Source organism: Tardiphaga robiniae (assembly GCF_013359755.1).
Classification (GTDB): domain Bacteria; phylum Pseudomonadota; class Alphaproteobacteria; order Rhizobiales; family Xanthobacteraceae; genus Tardiphaga; species Tardiphaga robiniae.
In genome coordinates this window covers 20,253-40,888 of sequence record NZ_JABMCJ010000072.1, presented here as the reverse complement: position 1 = coordinate 40,888, position 20,636 = coordinate 20,253, and the positions used below count along the sequence as shown (strand labels likewise).

Here is a 20,636-nt window from a genome sequence, read left to right as displayed (position 1 = left end):
ACTTGGTTCTTTAAGGGAGAAAATGATGGATCGCCGACACTTCATGATCGGCTCTGGCCTCGCCGCGACTGCGGCGCTGATGGGCAGCGGAGCCATTGCACAGACTTATCCGAACCAGCTCGTGCGTATTATCGTGCCGTTTTCGGGTGGCAGCCTCACCGACATCCTTGCCCGTTCGGTGGCCGAGAAGCTTGCTGCGAAGTGGAAGCAGCAGGTCATCGTCGAGAACAGGCCCGGCATCGCCGGTGTCAGCAGCGTCGCCAAAGGCCCGACCGATGGCTCGCAGATCATGCTGACCTCGAACGGGCATAGCGTGATCGGCGTGGTCAACAAGAACCTCAACTTCGATCCGATCAAGGATTTCGCTGCGATCAGCCGTGTCGGATCGACGCCGTCCATCCTGATCGTGCCGCCGGATGCGCCGTTCAAGACGCTGGCCGAACTGATCGCCGCGGCAAAGGCCAAGCCGGATTCGCTGAGCTACAGCTCTGCCGGCGTCGGTAGTTCCACCGGTATCGCCGCCGAACTGTTCAGGCATCTCACGCAGACCAAGATGGTGCTGATTCCGCATCGCGGACTGCCGGAATCCCAGATCAGCATCATGCGCGGCGACACCTCGGTTGCCTTCACTTTCTTCGGCGTCGGTGGCGACCTGATCCAGTCGGGAAAGTTGCGCGCACTGGCAGTCACCGGCAAGAGCCGCATGGCGCAACTGCCTGATGTGCCAACCTTCGCCGAGGCAGGGCTCCCCGAATTCACCTACGATAGCTGGTTCGGCATGCTCGCCGCCGCGGCGGTGCCGAAACCCATCGTCAGCCAGATCGCACGCGATCTCGCCGAGGCGCTCAGCGATCCGGCCCTGATCAAGCAGTTCGCCGCGCAGGGCGCCGACATCGCCAGCTCGACGCCAGAAGCGTTCGAGGCCGAATTGCGCGGCGATGCGGAGCGTTATGGCAAGCTCATCGCGATGTCGACGGACGGGGCGACAAAGTAAGAAGACGGGCCTGCAGCACGCGACGCGTTTGCAGGCCCGTTAGCGCTACTTCGCGATATACGCGTCCGGCGTCGGGCAAGTCCGGTCCTTGTAGGGGACGAGCCAGGGCGCATAATTGGCCTTGGTGATGATCGCACCGGGGATCGTGATCTGCTTCGGCGCACTCTGGCCGCGAATGGCATTCAGGCCGACCGCGGTGGCGACGCAGCCGATCTTGAAGCCGTCGAACTCCGCGATTGCCAGCAGGCTGCCGGCCTTCACGGCTTCGACAGCCTCCGGCACGCCATTGATCGAGACCACCGCGACGTTCTTGCGGCCGGCTGCATTGAGCGCCTCGATGGCGCCGAGGGCGGACGCGTCGGCAGCGGCGATCACGCCGTCGATGGTGCTGAACTGCTGGATCAGGTTCTCCATCGTCTGCATGCCGAGCAGGCGCTGGAAGTTGGCGGGCTGCGAGGCCAGTACTTTGATATTCGGATAGTCCTTGGCCGCAGCGTCGAAGCCGCGCTTGCGCTCGTCGCCCGTGGTCGAGCCCTTGACGCCTTCGAGGATCACCACATTGCCCTTGCCGCCGAGGTGGTCGAACAGCGTCTTGGCGATGTCATAGCCGAGCTTGTAATCGTCCTGGCCGACAAAGGAGAGATAGGGGGCGTCGCCGCCGCGGTCGTTGTAGTTGATGATCGGCAGGCCGGATTCGATCAGGCGCTTGATCGTCGGCAATTGCGCCTTGGCGTCGATTGGCATGAACAGCATCAGATTGGGCTTGGTCACGCCGACGTCTTCGAGCTGCGACATGCCTTCGGTGATATTGTTCGGCTTGGTCGGCGTGTAATATTTGACCGTCGCGCGCATTTTCTCCGCCATCTGCGCGACGCCGGCGCGCACACCCTCGAAATGCGGGTCCACCTGGTTCTTCGTGAAGGCTGCAATCACTTCGCCATCGGCGCGCACCGCCGAATTGAACAGGGTGCCGCAAATGACGGCGGCAAGAACGCATCGGATAGATCGGGTGGTTCGCATGATGGCCCCTCTGGTTGTGAATGACGAGACGTGTGGTGAACTGGTGATGCCGGGTCTATCCGCTCCCTGATCGGCGTCGGCTGATGACGAGATCCGCAATGATGGCGACCAGGACGACGGCGCCGTTGACGAAGGGATGCCAGGTCGCTGCAACATTCAGCAGATTGAGGCCGTTGACGATGATGGTGAGCAGGATGGCGCCAAGCGCGGTGCCGCCGATGTTGCCGTTGCCACCGAACAAGGATGTGCCGCCGACCAGAACTGCGGCGATAGCAGGAAGCAGCAACGGCTCGCCGATTCCGGGCTCGGCGGCATTGAGGCGTGCGAGATAGACGAGAGACGCGATGCCCGCCGTCAAGCCGCTGAGCACGTAGAGTAGCAGCCGACGACGCTCGACCGGGACGCCGGACAGCAGCGCGGCGGTCTGGTTGGCGCCCATGAAATACGCCTCGCGGCCGAAGGTCGTGCGGTGCAGGAGGATGCTGCAGGCGAGACAGACCACAAGCGTGATCCAGATCGGCAGCGGAACGCCGAGGAAGAAGCCGGTGCCGAAATAGCGAAACGACATCGGCATGCCGTAGATCGTCTGCCCGGCCATGAACCAGTAGGCGATGCCCTGCGCCACCCACAGCATGCCGAAAGTCGCAAGGAAAGGCGGCAACTGCAGGCGGTTGATCATCAGCCCGTTAGCGTAACCGATCAGCGTGCCGGCGCCGATGGCGACCGCAACGCCGTACCACGGATTGCCGGTGGTCTTGATCGCGGCTGCGGCGAGACAGGCCGACAGCGTCAGATTGGCGCCCACCGACAGGTCGAGCCCACCGCCGATGATGACGAGTGTGAGGCCGGACGCGACGAGAAACAGCAGGCTCGCCTGCCGCAGCATATTCAGCAGATTGCTCACCGACGCGAATCCCGGATCGACCGCGGTCAATGCGCCGGCGATCAGAACGATCAGCACGAACCGGCCGAGCAGGGCCGCAGCGTCGGGCGACAGGGACGATGGGCGGATATCGAGCGTTGCCGGGATCGTCATGCCGTACGCCTCACGAATTGCTTGCGCGCCTGGTCGATCAGCAACGCGAGGATGAGCAGGATGCCGATGCACACGACCTGCAGCGATGAGTCGATGGACAGAATGTTGAGTCCATTGCGCAGCACGGTGATGGCAAGCGCGCCGAGCACGGCACCGAACAGCCAGCCCTGTCCTTTTTCGAAGGAGGTGCCGCCGAGCACGACTGCGGCGATCGCCTCGAACTCCATGCCGATGCCGACGGTCGGATGCGCTGAATTGGTGCGTCCGATCAGCAACACCGCCGAAAGACCGATGATCGTGCTGCCGAGCACATAGACGGCGAGGTGCACGAGATTGGCGCGAATGCCGGCGAGACGCAGCGCGTCCTTGTTGCCCCCGATGGCGATCACGTAGTTGCCGAGCCGAGTGCGATAGAGCAGTAGCCACAGCGCGGCATAAAGGGCGGCCGCGATCGCGATCGGCGTCGGAATGAACCAAAGCTGGGAGCGATAGAAGGTTTCAATGGCAGGCGTGAAGCCGCCGACCGGATCTCCATTGGTGAGTACCAGCGCAATCCCCTGCATCAGCCCCATGGTGCCGAGGGTGACAACAAAGGCAGGGAGCGACAGATAGGCGATCAGGACGCCGTTGAGGGCCCCGAAGGCAATGCTCACCGCCAGCGTCGCCGCACAAGCGGCGAGCACGCCCCATCCGGCAAGAAGCGCCTCGGCGACGATGACGCCGCTCAGCCCGAGCAGAGCTCCGGCCGACAGGTCGAGGCCCTCGGTCATAATGATGAGCGTCATCGGCAGGGCGAGCATCAGCAGTAGCGAGGTCTGCAAGCCAACATTCATGAGGTTGGTCTGGGACACGAATCTCGGATTGACGATCGTGAACAGCACCAGCATCAGGATCAGCAGGAGGCCGGCGCCGGGGATTGCGCTGAGGAACTGGCCCATGCCGGACCTGCGCTGCAGCTGGATCGTCACGCTCATTGATGCACCGCCAGTTCGAGGATGGCCCGCTCGGTTAGCTGGTCACCGGCGAGATGCCCGACGATGCGATGGTCGCGCATGACATAGGCGCGGTCGCAGAGCTGGACGAGCTCCGGCAGTTCCGAACTGATGACGACGACACCGGCCCCGCCATCGACCAGTTGATCGATCAGGCGATAGATCTCCGCCTTGGCGCCGACATCGACACCGCGCGTCGGTTCATCCAGCAGGAACAGCCTGGACCCTGCCGCCAGCCATTTGGCCAGCACGACTTTCTGCTGATTGCCGCCGCTGAGGGTGTGGACGCTCTGGCGCGTGCCATGCGCGGCGATGCCGAGCTGTGCGATCAGACCGCGTGTGTCCCGCTCGGCTTTGGCCGGTGAGAACCAGCCGGAGGTGAAGCTGCGCCACAACGAGGCGACTGTCGCATTGTCGCGGACATCGAGTGGCAGCGCCAATCCCTCCCGTTTACGATCTTCCGGGAGCAGGGCCATGCCCGCACGCACCCGTCTGTCCAGTGTGGCCAGCGCACGGGATCCGAACAGAGCGATCTCGCCGCTGGCGATTGGATCCGCGCCGAACAAGGCGCGGACCACTTCGGTCCGGCCGGACCCGACGAGGCCGGCAAGCCCCACCACCTCGCCGGCGAGAATTTCGATGGAGATGTCCGACAGTTTGGCCGTGTTCACATCCCTGGCGAGCAGGACAGGCTCGCCGGGCGAGCGCGGCGTCCGTGCGAGTTGCGATCCCGATGGCCGTCCGATCATCGCGCCGACCATCTCGGCCTGGCTCTTCTGATCGCGCAGCACGCTGGTCACGACGGCCCCGTCGCGCAGGATGGTGATGCGATCGCCGAGCATCTGCACCTCCTTCATACGATGGGAGATGTAGACGATGGCGACGCGCTTTTCCGTCAATCGCGCGATGGTTTGAAACAGGCGATCTGATTCACGCTCGGAGATCGCCGCTGTCGGCTCGTCCATCACGAGCACCCGCGCGTTCTGCGAAAGCGCCTTGGCGATCTCCACCATCTGCTGCTGGGCTACGCCGAGATCGGCGGCGTATGCGTGGGTGTCGTAGTCGAGGCCGAGACCGTCGAGGATGGTGCGTGCGGCTGCATGCATGGCCGCGGAATCGACGAGGCCGAAGCGACTGAATGCGGCTTCGCGACCGAGAAAGATGTTCTGCGCGATGTCCAGATACGGGATCAGCGAGAATTCCTGGAAGATGACGGCGATACCAAGCGCGCTGGCATCGGCCGGGCGGGCGACGGCGACTCGCCGGCCCTCGATCTCGATATAACCGCGATCGGCCGCATAGGCGCCGTACAGCGTCTTGATCAGCGTCGACTTTCCCGCGCCATTCTGACCGAGGATGACATGGACCTCGCCGGCATAGACGTCGAGCGATACGTTCTTGAGCGCATGCACACCGGGAAAGGATTTGTCGATGCCGACCAGACGCAGCAGCGGTGCATCGGCCTCGCTTCCGGGCGCCCGCGACGCAGACCCCTTTGGGGTGTGCAGCGAGCGGTCCCCTTGCTCATCTTGATTTTCAGTGCCGTGCATCATTGTCGGCCTCGTTCGGCCCGATGACCCGGGGCCGGCGGGAGGTCACATCCGGTCTATTTTTGCACGGGAATGGCGGCGATCATGTCCAGCTCGACACGGGCGCCCTGGGTCGAGAGCTGGTTGATGCAGATGGTGGTGCTGGCCGGCGTCCAGTCGCCGAAATATTCCTTCATCACCTTCACCATACCGTCCTGGTCCCGGATGTCGGTCAGGTACTTCGTCACCTTGACGATGTCGGTCCAGGTCAGCCCTTCGTGATCCAGGATCGACTGGATCGTCTGCATGGCGCGGTGGGTCTGGTCCTCGATCGAATTCGGATGATCGTGCTCCTCCAGAACGTGGGGATGCTTGTGATAGAGCGGCGAGGGCGTTGCTCCGGAAATGAACAACATCCCGCAGGGCACTTCGACACGGATCGCTGGCGCATAAGGCATGTCCGGCTTCCGCTCCGGCATCGTCTGGATTTCCTTGACGTGCGGATTGGTGGGCGAGGTCGCAAAGGCCGGCTTGGCTGTCATGATCATTTCCTCGATGGCGGGCGTTGGTAAACCTCGTGACCTTCTCGCGAGGTGGCATCCGGTCAACCCGTCACGAAGCGTGAGGTCAAACTATCTTTGAGTCAAGATAAAATATCTTGGCGCAAAGATAGATGAATTTGCATATATTCGGTGCCCCGTGCCTATATGCTGATCAGCATGACTACCGATTCGATTGATGAGATCATTGCCGGCTGGAGCCGGCGGCGGCCCGACCTCGACGCCGGTCACCTCGACGTCGTCGGCCGGATTGTCCGGCTGTCCGTGCATATGCGCAGCGCCATCGAGCCCGCACTCGAGGAGCAGGGCTTCAATTGGGAATTGTTCGACCTGCTCCTGACGATCTACCGCCGCGAGGCCGATAGCAGTATCGGTGTTCGACCGACTGACCTCTATGCGGAGTGCCTGCTGTCGTCGGGCGGGCTCACCGCGCGGCTGCGGCGTGCCGAGCAGGACGGCTTCATCGTCAGGCGCCAGGATCCTGAAGATGGCCGCGGCGCGCGGATCACGCTTACGGCCAAGGGGCGCAATTCCGTCGACAAGGCGATTGCCCAGCACTTCAAGCTGTCCCGGTCGGTCGACGAGGTGCTGACAGCCAACGAACGTCAAACGCTCACGCGGCTGCTGCGGAAACTTCTGATTTCGGTCGAGAAGCCAGATCTGTAACGGATCGCGTCTGAGCGCCCCGTTCTCGGCAAACTCGGATCAGTCGCCGACACTTTTCCATGTCACCGCCGCAGCGTGCGTCAGGTTTGGCTTAGCTTTGTCGGTGCCGTATTCTGACTTCTCTTTTGGCCGCGTCAGAAAGATCTGATGAACGTGTCCTGGTCGGCAGCTTGATCGCGGCGACAGAATCGCGCGCAAGCAAAACCGGCTTCAGCACGATCCGATCGTTTTGAACCGGCGTTCCCTTGATCATCGCAATAAGGATGTGAGACGCCTGCGTTCCCAGTTCCGCAGTCGGTGTACTGATGGTCGTCAGCGCCGGTGCTATCGCATCCATGAACAGCATGTCGTTCATGCCGACCAGCGAGATGTTGCCGGGACATGAAATGCCTTTGTTTCTCAGGTGCCGAAGGCAGCCTACGGCCAGCATGTCGTTGCCAGCCACAATCGCCGTAATATTGGGGTTCTCCGTCAGCAAACGTTCGCAAGCGAACTCGCCTTCCTCGACCGTAAAGGCCTCACCGAAGACGGCAGTGGGCGCAACTCCGTCTTGAGCCAAGACTTTGCAAGCGCGCCGAAAGCCGCGATAGCGGTGGTAACCCGTCGACACATTTTGCGGGCCGCCGACATGAGCAATTTGCCTGTGCCCACACTCGGCGAGATGATGAACCGCCAGTTCCATTGCCTTCGCGTCGTCGACCCGGACGCTCGGAATGAATTCGCTTTCAGGATCGCGAAACACCGCGACGACTGGAATATTCGCCTCGACGCAGGCGGCGATGCCGGGATCGTTTCGCTCGAAGGTCGCGACGATCAGCCCCTCGACGCCTTGCTGGATGAAACGATCGATCAGCGCGGCCTGCCTGAGCGGATGGTTGTCGGTATTGCCGACGATGGTGACGTATCCAATCTCGGCGAACCGGTCCTCAATCGCCCGCACTATGGGGGGATGGACGGGGTCACCAAGGTTCGAAATAATAACGCCGACGGTGCGAGATCGCTGGGTCCGAAGCGCCGATGCCATGGCGTTGGCCCGATATCCCAGCTTCTTTGCGCAAGCTTCGACGCGCTCGATCATTTCTGGGGAGATCAGGTGGCGCTTCTCGGGATTGAGCCCGCGCGACACCGTTGACCAATGGACGCCAGCACACTTCGCGACATCAATGATTGTCTTACGCGACGACCGCTCCTGAAGCGCGGGTGACGTCTTCTTGGTGTTCTTGGTTTTTTTGGGCATCGCCATCCAGCCTGCTCGCGCGCGTCGTCGTATCCGCTAACGATCACGTGAGAATGCCTTATCTTGCACAAATTGACAAACGTGTGCAGAGTTTCTTGACAAACGTGTGCACGGGAATGATGGTAGCGAAAATCCGCTGCATGTCTTGGTGCAATGCAGCAGAAGCGCCCTAACGGCGTCGACGATCAGGGATGGAATGATGGAGAGCTTCGTCTATCAGGCGGCGCCCATGCGGGTCGTCTTCGGCTCGGGACGGCTGGCAGATCTGGCCGCCGAGCTCGACCGACTCGGCGTTAAACGCGCACTCGTTCTGACGACAGACCAGCAGAAATCTCACGGCGAGCAGATTGCCGCCCTGATCGGTGACAGAGCGGCGGGCGTCTATGCCGGTGCGGTGATGCATACGCCGGTTGATGTGACCGAACTTGCGATGCAGCAGGTCAAGGCTCTGCAGGCCGACGGCATCGTCGCGGTGGGCGGTGGTTCGACCATCGGGCTAGGCAAGGCGATCGCGCTACGGACCGACCTGCCGCAAATCGTCGTACCGACCAGCTATGCCGGGTCCGAAATGACGCCGATCCTGGGTGAGACCCGCGAGGGACTGAAGACCACGCAATCGAGCCCGAAGATACTCCCCGAAACGGTCATCTACGACGTCGACCTGACACGCACATTGCCGCCTGCATTTGCCGTGACATCGGGCGTCAATGCAATCGCTCACGCTGTCGAAGCGCTCTATGCGCGCGATGCCAATCCGGTCGTGTCGTTGATGGCGGAAGAGGGCATTCGCCTGTTCGCCGGCGCGCTGCCGAAGCTTGCGGCTGGCGAGGACAACGCGGCGGCACGCGATGATGCCCTGCGCGCTGCCTGGTTGTGCGGCGCCTGTCTCGGCGCCGTCGGCATGGGGCTGCACCACAAGCTCTGCCATACGCTGGGCGGCACGTTCAATTTGCCACATGCCGAAACCCACACGGTGATCCTGCCGCATGCGATGGCCTATAATGCTCCCGCCGTGCCGGTTGCGGCGGCTCGCGTCGCGCGCGCGCTTGGCGCCGGACAGGCCGCGCAGGGACTGTTCGATCTTACGCAGGGACTTGGCGCCAAAGTCGCGCTGCGCGATCTGGGAATGCCGAAGGACGGCATAGAACGCGCCGCCGACCTTGCCGTCAGCAATGCCTACTGGAACCCGCGGCCGTTGGAACGCGATGCCATCCGCGATCTGATCGCGCGGGCCTGGGCGGGCGAACCTCCGGTCATGGCGGAGGCGTTGCGATGACGGCGACACGCACGCTCATCAAATCCGCCACCATCCTGACAATGGACGACACGATTGGCGACCTCACGCAGGCCGACCTGCTGGTTGATGGCGATCGCATCGTCGACATCCGGTCGGGCCTCGATGCCGGTGATGCAGAGATCGTCGATGGTCGTGGCCGCATCGTCATTCCGGGCCTTGTCAACGCGCATATGCATACGTGGCAGACCGCCTTGCGCGGCTTCTCCGCGAACTGGACGCTTCCTGAATATTTCCGCCGGATGCATGCGGGACTGGCCACGGTCTTTCGTCCCGAGGATATCCATATCGGCACGCTGATGGGCGCGCTGAACCAGATCAATTGCGGCACCACCACGCTGGTTGACTGGTGTCACAACAACCCAACGCCTGCGCATAGTGATAGCGCCGTCGCGGCGCTGAAAGAGAGCGGCATCCGTGCCGCCTTCTTTCACGGCTCGCCGAAACCGGAGGCGGCGCCGGGGCAGCCGCACTTCTCCGAGGTTCCGCATCCGCGCCATGAGGTCGAGCGCTTCCTGGCAGGGGCACTGTCTAACCGCAGCGACCGCGTCACCCTCGGGCTTGCGATTCTTGGTCCTCATTATTCGACCATGGATGTCGCCATCCATGATTTCGAATTGGCGCGTGAGTTCGATCTGATTGCCTCTATGCATCAGGGCGGAGGCCCGGCCAAGTCGCCGGGTGGCTGGGCGAGGCTGATTGCGGCCGGTCTGGTCGGTCCCGGCATCAACATCGTGCACGGCAACGATCTTCCCGACGATCTGCTGCATCAGCTTGTCGATCTCGGCGTGTCGTTCTCGGTCACGCCAGAAAATGAAATGAATCAGGGCCACGGCTACCCGATCACCGGGCGGCTGTTGAAGCTGGGATCGCGGCCATCGCTCGGGGTCGATCTGGAATCCGTGCTGCCTGGCGACATGTTCAACGTTGGCCGCATCGCACTGTCGATGCAACGTGCGCTCGACAACGCCGGGAGTCGGCAGGCCACGGGCGCCATTCCAGCGGTGACGACAATCACGACGCGTGAGGCCTTGCGCTGGATCACCATCGAGGGCGCGCGCATGCTCGGACGTGAAAGCAGCATCGGCTCGCTCACGCCGGGCAAGAAGGCGGATCTGGTCGTCATCAATGCCACGGACCTTAACCTCTGTCCGGTCCATGATCCGGTTTCCACGGTCCTGATGCAGTCCAGCATTGCCAATGTCGAGGCGGTGATGATCGACGGCATCTGGCGCAAGCGGGGCGGACGCCTTCTGGCGGAGAACCTCGACCACAAAAAGAATGAACTCGAGCGATCGGGCATGCGCATCGTCTCCGAGATCGAACGTCAGGAGAAAGCGGCATGACAACCCCGTCGAGAGATCAAGCACAGGCCGTGGCCTGGATCGGTGTTGGCAAGATGGGCTTGCCCATTGCGGGCCGTATGGTGGAGGCCGGTATCCGCGTCACCGGCTACGACCCGGGCCAACAGCGCTTGGTGTTGGCACAGCAGCTTGGGCTTCAGACGGCCAACTCGGCCGCAGACGCCGCTGCAAACCACGCCATCATCTTCACATCGCTGCCCGACGATGCGGCGCTGCGTTCCGTGGTGCTCGGACCAGACGGCCTGCTGAACAAGCTGACACGTGGTGCGGTTCTGATCGAGACGAGCACGGTCAGCGCCGAAATATCGGCTGAAGTTGGTGTTGCGGCGGAGGCGAGCGGCGTGGCCTATCTGCGGGCGCCGGTGTCCGGCAATGCAGCGATCGCGCATACCGGCGCGCTGACCTGCTTCGTGTCGGGACCGCGCGATGCGTTCGATGCGGTTCAGCCGGTGCTGGCGACGTTCACCCGCGCGCAAACCTATCTCGGCGTGGCTGAAGAGGCGCGATTTGCCAAGCTCGCGGTCAATCTAATGATCGCGGTGTCCGCCGGAATGATGGCCGAAAGCCTCGCGCTGGCGCGCAAGGGCGGAATCTCTTGGCCGGATATCCTCAAGGTCCTGGACGATAGCGCGATCGCCTCGCCGATGGTCAAGTACAAGACGCCGCCGCTTGCCACGCGCAACTTCGAGTCCACTTTCTCGTGCCGGCAGATGGCCAAGGATCTCGACCTCATCATCGGGGCCGGCCATCACGTCGGCGTGCCACTGCAACTCGCAGCGCAGGTACGAGAAATCTACGGATCGCTTGTTGCACAGGGAGATGGCGAATCCGACTTCATCGCCACCGTGCGCCATGTCGAGCGACTATCGGGTCTCGGCGAGCCGAAGCTTGGGTGAGGGAAGGCCATGCGGAATTTCAACGAGAACACCATCACCGATGCCGTGCTGGATCGCATCACGAATGCCGGCCAGCCGCGGATCAGACAGATCAGCGAGGCGCTGGTACGCCATCTGCATGCCTTCGTCCGGGAGATTCGGCCGACCCAGAGGGAGTGGGAGCAGGGCATCGAATTCCTGACGCGTACCGGTCACATGTGCGACGATAAGCGCCAGGAGTTCATCCTGCTTTCGGATACGCTCGGGGTGTCGATGTTGGTCGATGCTATCAATCATGGTGCCGAAAAAGGTGTGACGGACACGACCGTGCTCGGGCCGTTCTTCGTCCAGGCGGCCCCGGAGAAGAAGCTTGGCGAAGACATCTCCGGTGGCATGGAGGGCGATCCGATGATCGTGACGGGATCGGTCTCGACGCCGGATGGCAAGCCGATCGCAAATGCGACAATCGACGTGTGGCACTCCGACGACGACGGGTATTACGATGTTCAGCAGCTCGACAAGATCGGCGATCTGGCGATGCGTGCGCGGTTTCATGCCGATGCCGAGGGCCGTTTCCGGTTCTGGTCGATCAAGCCAGCGGCCTATCCGATCCCGCATGACGGGCCGGTCGGCGATATGCTCACGGCTCAGGGGCGTCATCCGTGGCGACCTGCCCATGTTCACTTCATGATCTCGGCACCTGGCTTTGAGCAACTGGTGACACATGTGTTCGTTGCGGGCGACAAGTATCTCGACTCCGACGTCGTCTTCGGTGTCAAAGATACGCTCATTCGCGAATTCGCCCGGAAAGATGCCGGCGAAGCTCCCGACGGGCGCATGCAGGACACGTCTTACTATCATTTGAATTACGATTTCGGTTTGAAGCCAGACGCCAACAATGCGCATGCTGTCTAACTAACAATGCGCATCAAGGGCCGCAGAGCCTGAGCGCTGATATGGAAGGGGAGGATGCTATGGGAGCGCCAGTGAGCGCCGAGACGGCCGTGGTCCGTCTGAACGAGATCATTGGGGCGCGCGCGACGATCGCGCGCGGCGTGCTCGATGATCACGGCCGCAGCGAGGCCTATCACGCCAGTCGTCCACCGGACGTCGTGGTGTTTCCGGAGACCACGCAGGAAGTCGCTGAGATCGTGAAACTCTGCGGCGAGCTCGGTATGCCGGTCGTTCCATTCGGCGCGGGCACCTCGCTCGAAGGCAACGCGGCATCGGTGGCTGGCGGCGTCTGTATCGATCTTGCGCGGATGAACCGCGTGCTCCGGGTGCATGACAAAGACCTCGACGTTGTCGTGCAGCCTGGCATCACCCGCAAGCAACTCAATGCGCATCTGCGCGACACCGGATTGTTCTTTCCGATCGATCCCGGCGCCGATGCGTCGATCGGCGGCATGACCTCGACGCGCGCGTCCGGGACTATGGCCGTCCGCTACGGCACCATGAAGGACAACGTGCTTGCGCTCGAAGTCGTGCTGCCGGATGGGCGGGTGATCCGTACCAGCCAGCGCGCCCGTAAATCGTCAGCCGGTTACGATCTCACCCGGCTGTTCGTCGGCTCCGAGGGCACGCTCGGCGTCATCACCGAAATCACTCTGAAGCTGCATCCATGGCCGCAGGCGATCTCGTCCGCGGTCTGCAGTTTCGAGCGGCTCGATCAGGCGATCGATGCCGCGATCGAGGTGATCCAGTCGGGCATTCCCGTCGCGCGGATGGAGCTGCTGGATGAAATCATGATGCGCGGCATCAATGGTTATTCCAAACTTGGCTATCGCGAGGCGCCGACGCTGTTCTTTGAATTCCACGGCACCGAGGCGAGTGTCGCGGAGCAAGCCGAACTGGCGGAGGCGATCGCCGCCGAACATGACGGCCAGGGCTTCCAATGGGCGCGGGCCGCCGAAGAACGGACGAAGCTGTGGCATGCCCGCGACAACACGCTCTATGCGGGTCTCAGCCTGAAGCCGGGCGCCAAGGCCATGATCACGGATGTCTGCGTGCCGATCTCACGGCTGACGGAATGCCTGACCGAAACCCGCCGCGACATCGATGCCAACGGACTGATCGCGCCTGTGGTGGGCCATGTCGGCGACGGGAATTTCCATCTGCTGATCCTGATCGATCAGGATAATGCCGACGAAGTCGCGCGCGCCAAGGCGCTGCACGCGCGGTTGGTGGCGCGGGCGATCGCGATGGAGGGCACCTGCACCGGCGAACACGGCATCGGTACCGGCAAGATCGGATTCCTCCAGGACGAGCTCGGCGACGCCGTCGATATCATGCGTGGCATCAAGGCGTCGATCGATCCGAAAGGCATGATGAACCCCGGCAAGATCTTCTTGCCCAATGCAGCGGTGCTGGCATGACGCAACTTGCACAGTCCAAGGCTGCCGTGTCGATCGTTCAGGCGGCGCCGCCGCTGTTCGAACTGCGCGGCATCTCCAAGGAATTCCCGGGAGTGAAGGCACTCGACGATGTGTCGTTCTCGGTCTGGCCAGGCGAGGTGCATATGCTGCTCGGCGAGAACGGAGCAGGCAAATCGAGCCTGATGAAAGTGCTGTGCGGGGCCTATCGCGCCGATCACGGCTCGTTCCACTACAACGGCGAGACAGTCGAGATCGCGTCGCCAGCCGATGCGCAGAAGCTCGGCATCGCCGTCATCTTCCAGGAATTTTCGCTGGTCCCCTATCTCGACATCGCGCAGAACATCTTCCTTGGACGCGAGCCGGCAGGACGTGTTCCCGGCACGATCGATCGCAAGAAAATTCTGGCCGATGCCAAGCGCGTGCTGGATTCGATTGGATTCGACATCGATCCGGCGATCCGGATCGAGAAGCTGGGCGTCGCCCAGCAGCAGATGGTGGAAATTGCGAAGGCCATCAGCCAGAACGCGCGAATTCTCGTGATGGATGAGCCGACGGCGGCGCTGTCCGACCGCGAGACGGAATTGCTGTTTGCGCTGATCGCGCGGCTCAAGGCGGATGGCGTTGCCATCATCTACATCTCGCACCGCATGGCAGAAGTATTCTCGCTCGGTGACCGCATCACGGTGCTGCGCGATGGGCGCCGTATCGACGAGGTAAAACCCGGCGCCGTGTCGTCGGACGATCTGGTCCGGATGATGGTCGGTCGCAGCGTCGATATGAGCTATCCACGGACCTTCGCCGAGTCCCCTGGCAAGGTCATGCTCGAGGTGAGGGGCCTCTCTTCTGCCTCGGGCATTGCGGGCATCGACCTGGTGGTGCGGCAAGGCGAGATTGTTGGGCTGTGCGGGCTGGTCGGCTCGGGGCGCACGGAAGTGGTGCGGGCCATTTTCGGAGCCGACAAGGCGACCGCGGGACAAATCCTGTTCGACGGCCAGGAGAAATCCGGTGGCCCGGACGAAGCTGCCAGGCTGGGGCTCGCGCTGATTCCGGAAAGCCGCAAGGCCGAAGGTCTGGCTCTGATCCGCTCCGTCGGAGACAACCTGATCGTTTCCGCGCTACGCAAGATCTTTCCGCGTGGCTTCTTCGATCAGGGGAAATCCAGGCAGGTTGCCAATGATCTGATCCGGCAGTTGAGGATCGTGACCCCATCGGACAAGCAGGCCGTCGGTCTTCTGTCCGGCGGCAACCAGCAGAAAGTCGTCATCGGCAAATGGCTGGCCGCCGGCGCCAAGCTGTTCATCTTCGACGAACCGACACGGGGCATCGATGTCGGAGCGAAAGCCGAGATCTTCGCGCTCATCGACCGACTGGTCGCGGATGGTGCCGCTGCGCTGATGATCTCGTCGGAGCAGGCGGAAATCTGCCACGTCTGTGATCGCGCCTATGTCATGTGCGACGGACGGATCGCGGGTGAACTGGCTCGCCACGAACTGAGTGAGGAAAAGATCGTGAAGTTGGGGATGCATCATGCGTGAACAAGCGATGGTATTGAACACCAATCCGCTTCAGCGGATTCCCGGCGTTGCCGTCATGCTGGTGCTGCTGTGTGTTGTCTTCAGCCTGATGACACCCGGCTTCCTGACGGTGCCGAATATTTCCAACGTGCTCGTCCAATCGACGATTCTGCTGATGCTGGCGCTGCCGATGACGCTGATCATCATGACCGAAGGTCTCGACCTGTCGATGGGCGCAGTGTTGACGCTGACCTCGCTGATCGTCGCCATCGTTGCCTTGGCCACTGGCTCGTTGCTGCTCGGCCTGCTTGCGGCTCTGGCCGTCGGAATCGTGTTCGGGACGATCAACGGCTGGCTGGTGGCCGTTGTCGGCATTCCCCCTTTTGTCGCCACGCTGGGCACACTCGGGATGGCTCAGGGCCTCTCGCTGATCGTCAGCGATGGCCAGAGCGTCGTTGGCATGCCGGCCGCCGTTCGCGGCGTCTATTCCGGGACGCTCGGCGGGGTTCCGCTTCCGATCGTGTTGGGACTGGGAAGCTACCTTGCCTTCCATGGATTGCTCTACCACACGCGTTTCGGGACTTACATTTTCGCGCTCGGCGGCAACCGTGAAGCGCTGAAATTCGCCGGTATCTCGGCACGTCGCTTGCTGATCCTCGTCTACGCGCTCGGCGGCGCCATGGTCGGTCTGGCCGGTCTCCTGATGACTGCGCGCATGAACTCCGGGCATCCAACCGCTGGCCTCGGTCTCGAGTTCGATGCCATCGCTGCGGTTGCCGTCGGCGGCACGTCGTTCGAGCGCGGCAATGGTTGGCTGCTCGGCACCTTGCTCGGCGTGGTCACCGTAGGCGTGTTGCGCAACGGATTGAATCTGCTGGCGCTGCCGTCTTCGATTCAGGTGGCAAGCGTCGGCTTGCTGGTGATTGCAGCCTTGTTCGTCGATGGATTGCGGAGCCGATCATGACCGATATCTCAAAGCCGATCACGGGCGGGCGAATGTTGCTCTCCGACGAGATGATCCAGGTATTCTATCGCCTGCTCGCTGCGTTTCTGATCTGTGCGGCGCTGACCATCCTGACCAACTCGTTCTTCAGTCTCGGTAACATCCTCAACGTCCTGCGTCAGGCGAGTCTGCTGTTCTTCATTGCGTCGGGCCTGACGCTGGTGGTGCTGACAGGTGGCCTCGACCTTTCGATTGGTGCCAATGTCGCCATTTCCGCCTGTATTGCCGGAACGGTGATTCATCAGACGGGCTCGCCGACCTTGGGGGTACTGACAGGCATCGGCGTCGGTGGCGCGGTGGGGATGTTGAACGGCGTGATGGTGACGGCGCTTCGAATCCCATCTTTCATTGCGACCTACGGGATGTTGTGGGTACTGCACGGCATCACTTATTGGTACATGGGCGGAGAGACCATGCACGGTTTCCCGGCTGGCTTTCGCCAGATCGGCAGTGGCTATTTTCTCGGTCTTCCGATCCCGGTCTATCTGTTGCTGGTCTTCCTCGCCATCGGAACCATTTTCGCGCAGCGCACCACGTGGGGACAGGAAATCTATGCCATCGGCGCCAACCCGGTTGCCGCGCGGTTGTCGGGTATTCCCGTCGCTCGCCGGCTTCTGCTGGTCTACACAGTGTCGGGGGCGATGGCCGGGCTCGCCTCGATCATCTTTCTTGCGCGACTGAACTCTGCCGAAGCCGACATCGGAGAAAGCCTGACACTCCCGGCGATCGCGGCGGTTCTGATCGGGGGCACCTCGCTGTTCGGCGGTCTCGGAACGGTGTTTGGCACGTTCGTTGGCGCACTCATTTTGACCCTGGTCCTCAATGGCATGAACCTGTTGTCGGTCAACGCGAGTTGGCAGCCACTGGTGACAGGCGTCATCGTCATTCTGGCAGTATGGCTGGATATGAAAACACGGCGCCGTGCGGCGTAAGTGTTCGATCTCAAAAACAAAACGGAGGGAACGACTATGAAGAAGGCCTATGGCGCGCTTGCTGCATTGCTTCTGACGACATCACTCTCATCTCACGCATTCGCTGACGGCGAGACGATCGCGGTGTTTACGAAAAACCAGACCAATCCGTACTTCCAGACCGTGCGAGTCGGGTCCGACGCAGCCGCCAAGGCGATGAAGGCAAAGACGCTGCATTATATCCCGACCAAGCCGGACAGCATCCCGGAGCAGCTCAGCCAGATTGAGGACGTGGTGGTGAAGAAGCCGTCGGCGATTGTCTTCATTCCGGTCGACTACAAGGCGATGGTCCCCGGTGTCGAGAAAATCAATGACGCAAAGATCCCGGTGGTCAACGTGACCGATCGTTCCGCCGGTGGCAAGTTTGTCGCCTTTGTCGGCGCCGATGACTACAGTCTGGGTCTGGAGACCGGGCGCTATCTGCTGAAGACGCTCGGCGGCAAGGGCAACTTTGTGATCATTGAGGGCGTCAAAGGATCCTTGACGAGCATCGACCGCGTCCGCGGCTTCAACGACGCCTTGAAGGAAAATCCGGGAGCCAAGCTGCTGGCGTCGCAGCCGGGCAATTATCAGCGGCTGCAGGCGCTCCAGGTCATGGAGAATCTCATGCAGTCGAATACTCAGATCGACGGTGTGTTGGCTGCCAATGATGCGATGGCGATCGGTGCGATCGAGGCGCTCGATGGTGCCAATCGCAAAGCCCAGGTCATCGGCGTCAATGGTACCAAGGAGGCAATCGACGCGATCAAGTCCGGGAAGCTGCTGGCGAGCGGCGACTACAATGGTTTCATGCAGGGATGCCTCGGCATGATGATCGCCATTCGTTCGCTGCGCAACGAGCCGGTGATCACCGAGATCGTTCTCAAGCCCACGGTGATCGGCAAGGAGAACTATCAGCCCTACGACGTGCCGCTGGAATCGCGGACCTGCCCGAGCTGGGACGAGGCTGCTAAGCTCGGCACCAAGTAATATCTTCGACACTTCAGGCGGTCGTCGCAGGTCGGCGGCCGTCTTCTGTCTTTCAGGAGCTACGCATGCTGTTTGCCATCCATGCCGTCGATCATGCCGGGGCGCTCGACAAACGCTTGTCTCACTACGAGGCTCACAAGGCCTTTTTGTCCGACACCTCGGCCTATGACGTGACGATCGTCATGTCCGGTCCGCTGACAGCCGATGACGGCCAGACCATGATTGGCAGTCTGTTTCTCGTCGAGGCCGCTGACCGCGCGGCGGTCGAAAGATTTCATCACGCCGATCCGTTCTTTACCGTCGGCATCTGGCAGACCGTCACGATTACCGGCTTCCTGCGCCGACAGGGATAACCGGAATGGAGGCCGGCGCCTTGCCTGTCGGTGAGGCAGTCGTTCGGCATTTGAGCCCGATAACGAAAAAGCCTGAGATCCGCTAGGATCTCAGGCTGGTTTTACGATGAGCTGAACTGTAACGATTAGCCGAACTGGTTCATCGTGTTGTGCGCGCCGCCCGCCTTCAGGGCTGCTTCACCGGCGAAGTATTCCTTGTGCTCGTCGCCGATGTCCGAACCAGCCATGTTCTGATGCTTCGCGCAGGCGATGCCTTGACGGATTTCCGCGCGCTGGACGTTCTTGACGTAGCCCAGCATGCCCTGTTCGCCAAAATATTCCCTGGCGAGGTTGTCGGTGGACAGCGCAGCCGTGTGATAGGTCGGCAGCGTGATCAGGTGATGGAAGATGCCGGCACGCTTGGCTGAATCAGCCTGGAATGTCCGGATGAGCTCGTCGGCTTCGACCGCCAGCGGCGTGCTGTCGTACTCCACCTTCATCAGTTCGGCGCGGTTGTACTTGCTGACATCCTTGCCGGCTTCCTTCATCGCGTCATAGACCTGCCAACGGAAGTTGAGCGTCCAGTTGAACGACGGCGAGTTGTTGTAGGCCAGCTTCGCATTCGGGATCACCTCACGAACGCGATCGACCATCTTGGCGATCTGCTCGATGTTCGGCTTCTCGGTTTCGATCCACAAAAGGTCGGCACCGTTCTGTAGCGAGGTGATGCAGTCGAGCACGCAGCGGTCCTGACCCGTGCCTTCGCGGAACTGGTACAGGTTGCTGGCCAGACGCTTCGGGCGCATCAGCTTTCCATTACGCGTAATAACGACGTCGCCGTTGCCGATCTTTGAAGCATCGATTTCTTCGCAATCAAGGAAGCTGTTGTACTGGTCGCCGAGGTCGCCCGGCTTGTGGCTGACGGCGATCTGCTGCGTGAGGCCAGCGCCGAGCGAGTCGGTGCGGGTGACGATGATGCCGTCTTCGACGCCCATTTCGAGGAAGGCGTGACGGCAGGCGCGGATCTTCGCGAGGAAGACCTCGTGCGGCACGGTGACCTTGCCGTCCTGATGGCCGCACTGCTTCTCGTCCGAGACCTGGTTCTCGATCTGCAGCGCACAGGCGCCGGCTTCGATCATCTTCTTGGCGAGCAGATAGGTCGCTTCCGCGTTGCCGAAGCCGGCATCGATATCGGCGATGACGGGAACGACGTGGGTCTGGAAGTTGTCGATCTTGTTGATCAGTTCTTCTTCCTTTGCCTTGTCGCCAGCCTTACGAGCGGCGTCGAGGCTGCGGAAGATGTCGTTGAGCTCGCGCGAGTCAGCCTGACGAAGGAAGGTGTAGAGCTCCTCGATCAGAGCCGGGACCGAAGTCTTCTCGTGCATCGACTGATCCGGCAGCGGGCCGAATTCCGAGCGCAGCGCCGCGATCATCCAGCCCGAGAGGTACAGGTAGGTGCGGTCGGTGGTGCCGAAATGCTTCTTGACCGAGATCAGCTTCTGCTGCGCGATAAAGCCGTGCCAGCAGCCGAGCGACTGGGTGTACTTGGTGGTGTCTGCATCATAGGCGGCCATGTCGGCACGCATCAGCGATGCCGTGTAGCGTGCAACGTCGAGACCGGTCTTGAAGCGGTTCTGCAGGCGCATGCGTGCGACCGCTTCGGCGGTCACGCCGTTCCAGGTGTCCTTGGTCTTGAGCAGCGCCGACGCCGCCTCGATTTCGCTCCGATAGGAGCCGGTGCCGAGGATGGTCTGGTTGCTGATCCCGCGTGGCTGGAAGTTCATTGTCTCGATCCCTTTGGCTGACGAAAACCTGTCCTTGGTTGTAATCGCGGGATCGCCAGCCGCTAGACGGAACGCAGATAACTTGTCATACTTTACAAATTGAACGTGTAAGGCTGTAAAG

The 20,636-nt window shown here is 61.7% G+C and carries 19 protein-coding genes; 12 read left to right on the top strand and 7 right to left on the bottom strand.

Features of this window, described 5'->3' with window-relative positions:
* Nucleotides 1-25 precede the first annotated feature (25 nt).
* Nucleotides 26-994, top strand: coding sequence for a Bug family tripartite tricarboxylate transporter substrate binding protein (locus HP556_RS05920; RefSeq protein WP_175366263.1), 969 nt, complete (start codon nucleotides 26-28; stop codon nucleotides 992-994).
* A gap of 45 nt (nucleotides 995-1,039) precedes the next feature.
* Here the strand turns inward: HP556_RS05920 and HP556_RS05915 are convergent, their stop codons facing one another.
* Genes HP556_RS05915 through HP556_RS05895 form a run of 5 tightly spaced genes read right to left on the bottom strand, consistent with a single transcriptional unit; the run spans nucleotide 1,040 to nucleotide 6,113 of the window.
* Entirely contained in the window at nucleotides 1,040-2,014 is a 975-nt protein-coding gene (locus tag HP556_RS05915) for a sugar ABC transporter substrate-binding protein (RefSeq protein WP_175366262.1), read from the bottom strand.
* A gap of 55 nt (nucleotides 2,015-2,069) precedes the next feature.
* The gene (locus HP556_RS05910; protein WP_175366261.1) at nucleotides 2,070-3,050 is read right to left on the bottom strand and encodes an ABC transporter permease; all 981 of its coding nucleotides are present in this window, start codon (nucleotides 3,048-3,050) and stop codon (nucleotides 2,070-2,072) included.
* Nucleotides 3,047-4,024: an ABC transporter permease gene (locus HP556_RS05905; protein WP_210269096.1), complete on the bottom strand. Its 978-nt coding sequence runs from the start codon at nucleotides 4,022-4,024 to the stop codon at nucleotides 3,047-3,049. The genes HP556_RS05910 and HP556_RS05905 overlap by 4 nt, the downstream gene beginning before the upstream one ends.
* The gene (locus tag HP556_RS05900) at nucleotides 4,021-5,592 is read right to left on the bottom strand and encodes a sugar ABC transporter ATP-binding protein (RefSeq protein ID WP_175366365.1); all 1,572 of its coding nucleotides are present in this window, start codon (nucleotides 5,590-5,592) and stop codon (nucleotides 4,021-4,023) included. Before HP556_RS05900 ends, HP556_RS05905 begins: the two co-directional genes overlap by 4 nt.
* Before the next feature lie 56 nt (nucleotides 5,593-5,648).
* Nucleotides 5,649-6,113, bottom strand: coding sequence for a RidA family protein (locus HP556_RS05895; RefSeq protein WP_158550404.1), 465 nt, complete (start codon nucleotides 6,111-6,113; stop codon nucleotides 5,649-5,651).
* 165 nt (nucleotides 6,114-6,278) lie between these two features.
* Between HP556_RS05895 and HP556_RS05890 the strand changes: the two genes are divergently transcribed.
* On the top strand, nucleotides 6,279-6,797 hold the full coding sequence (locus HP556_RS05890) for a MarR family winged helix-turn-helix transcriptional regulator (RefSeq protein ID WP_093756896.1): 519 nt from the start codon (nucleotides 6,279-6,281) through the stop codon (nucleotides 6,795-6,797).
* Nucleotides 6,798-6,888: 91 nt separating this feature from the next.
* Here the strand turns inward: HP556_RS05890 and HP556_RS05885 are convergent, their stop codons facing one another.
* Complete coding sequence (locus tag HP556_RS05885; protein ID WP_175366260.1) at nucleotides 6,889-8,040, bottom strand: LacI family DNA-binding transcriptional regulator; 1,152 nt, start codon at nucleotides 8,038-8,040, stop codon at nucleotides 6,889-6,891.
* Between the two features lie 190 nt (nucleotides 8,041-8,230).
* Here HP556_RS05885 and HP556_RS05880 point away from each other — a divergent pair, with 190 nt between their 5' ends.
* The 10 genes from HP556_RS05880 (at nucleotide 8,231) to HP556_RS05835 (ending at nucleotide 18,752) form a co-directional block, all read left to right on the top strand.
* Complete coding sequence (locus tag HP556_RS05880) at nucleotides 8,231-9,310, top strand: maleylacetate reductase (RefSeq protein ID WP_175366259.1); 1,080 nt, start codon at nucleotides 8,231-8,233, stop codon at nucleotides 9,308-9,310.
* A complete protein-coding gene (locus HP556_RS05875) occupies nucleotides 9,307-10,674 on the top strand; it encodes an amidohydrolase family protein (RefSeq protein WP_175366258.1) in 1,368 nt (455 codons plus the stop codon). Before HP556_RS05880 ends, HP556_RS05875 begins: the two co-directional genes overlap by 4 nt.
* Nucleotides 10,671-11,588 (top strand): NAD(P)-dependent oxidoreductase, encoded by a 918-nt coding sequence (locus HP556_RS05870; protein WP_175366257.1) that lies wholly within the window; start codon nucleotides 10,671-10,673, stop codon nucleotides 11,586-11,588. Before HP556_RS05875 ends, HP556_RS05870 begins: the two co-directional genes overlap by 4 nt.
* A gap of 9 nt (nucleotides 11,589-11,597) precedes the next feature.
* The gene (locus HP556_RS05865; RefSeq protein WP_175366256.1) at nucleotides 11,598-12,482 is read left to right on the top strand and encodes an intradiol ring-cleavage dioxygenase; all 885 of its coding nucleotides are present in this window, start codon (nucleotides 11,598-11,600) and stop codon (nucleotides 12,480-12,482) included.
* A 59-nt stretch (nucleotides 12,483-12,541) separates the two neighbouring features.
* Nucleotides 12,542-13,942, top strand: coding sequence for an FAD-linked oxidase C-terminal domain-containing protein (locus HP556_RS05860; protein ID WP_175366255.1), 1,401 nt, complete (start codon nucleotides 12,542-12,544; stop codon nucleotides 13,940-13,942).
* On the top strand, nucleotides 13,939-15,477 hold the full coding sequence (locus HP556_RS05855) for a sugar ABC transporter ATP-binding protein (protein WP_175366254.1): 1,539 nt from the start codon (nucleotides 13,939-13,941) through the stop codon (nucleotides 15,475-15,477). The genes HP556_RS05860 and HP556_RS05855 overlap by 4 nt, the downstream gene beginning before the upstream one ends.
* Complete coding sequence (locus tag HP556_RS05850; RefSeq protein WP_115030321.1) at nucleotides 15,470-16,420, top strand: ABC transporter permease; 951 nt, start codon at nucleotides 15,470-15,472, stop codon at nucleotides 16,418-16,420. The genes HP556_RS05855 and HP556_RS05850 overlap by 8 nt, the downstream gene beginning before the upstream one ends.
* Nucleotides 16,417-17,391, top strand: a complete 975-nt coding sequence (locus tag HP556_RS05845) for an ABC transporter permease (protein WP_089265507.1) — start codon at nucleotides 16,417-16,419, stop codon at nucleotides 17,389-17,391. The genes HP556_RS05850 and HP556_RS05845 overlap by 4 nt, the downstream gene beginning before the upstream one ends.
* Nucleotides 17,392-17,427: 36 nt before the next feature.
* Complete coding sequence (locus HP556_RS05840; RefSeq protein WP_120293316.1) at nucleotides 17,428-18,399, top strand: sugar ABC transporter substrate-binding protein; 972 nt, start codon at nucleotides 17,428-17,430, stop codon at nucleotides 18,397-18,399.
* 65 nt (nucleotides 18,400-18,464) lie between these two features.
* A complete protein-coding gene (locus HP556_RS05835; RefSeq protein ID WP_175366253.1) occupies nucleotides 18,465-18,752 on the top strand; it encodes a YciI family protein in 288 nt (95 codons plus the stop codon).
* A 125-nt stretch (nucleotides 18,753-18,877) separates the two neighbouring features.
* On the opposite strand, the gene HP556_RS05830 is transcribed toward HP556_RS05835, so the two are convergent.
* A complete protein-coding gene (locus HP556_RS05830; protein ID WP_175366252.1) occupies nucleotides 18,878-20,515 on the bottom strand; it encodes an isocitrate lyase in 1,638 nt (545 codons plus the stop codon).
* Nucleotides 20,516-20,636 lie beyond the last annotated feature (121 nt).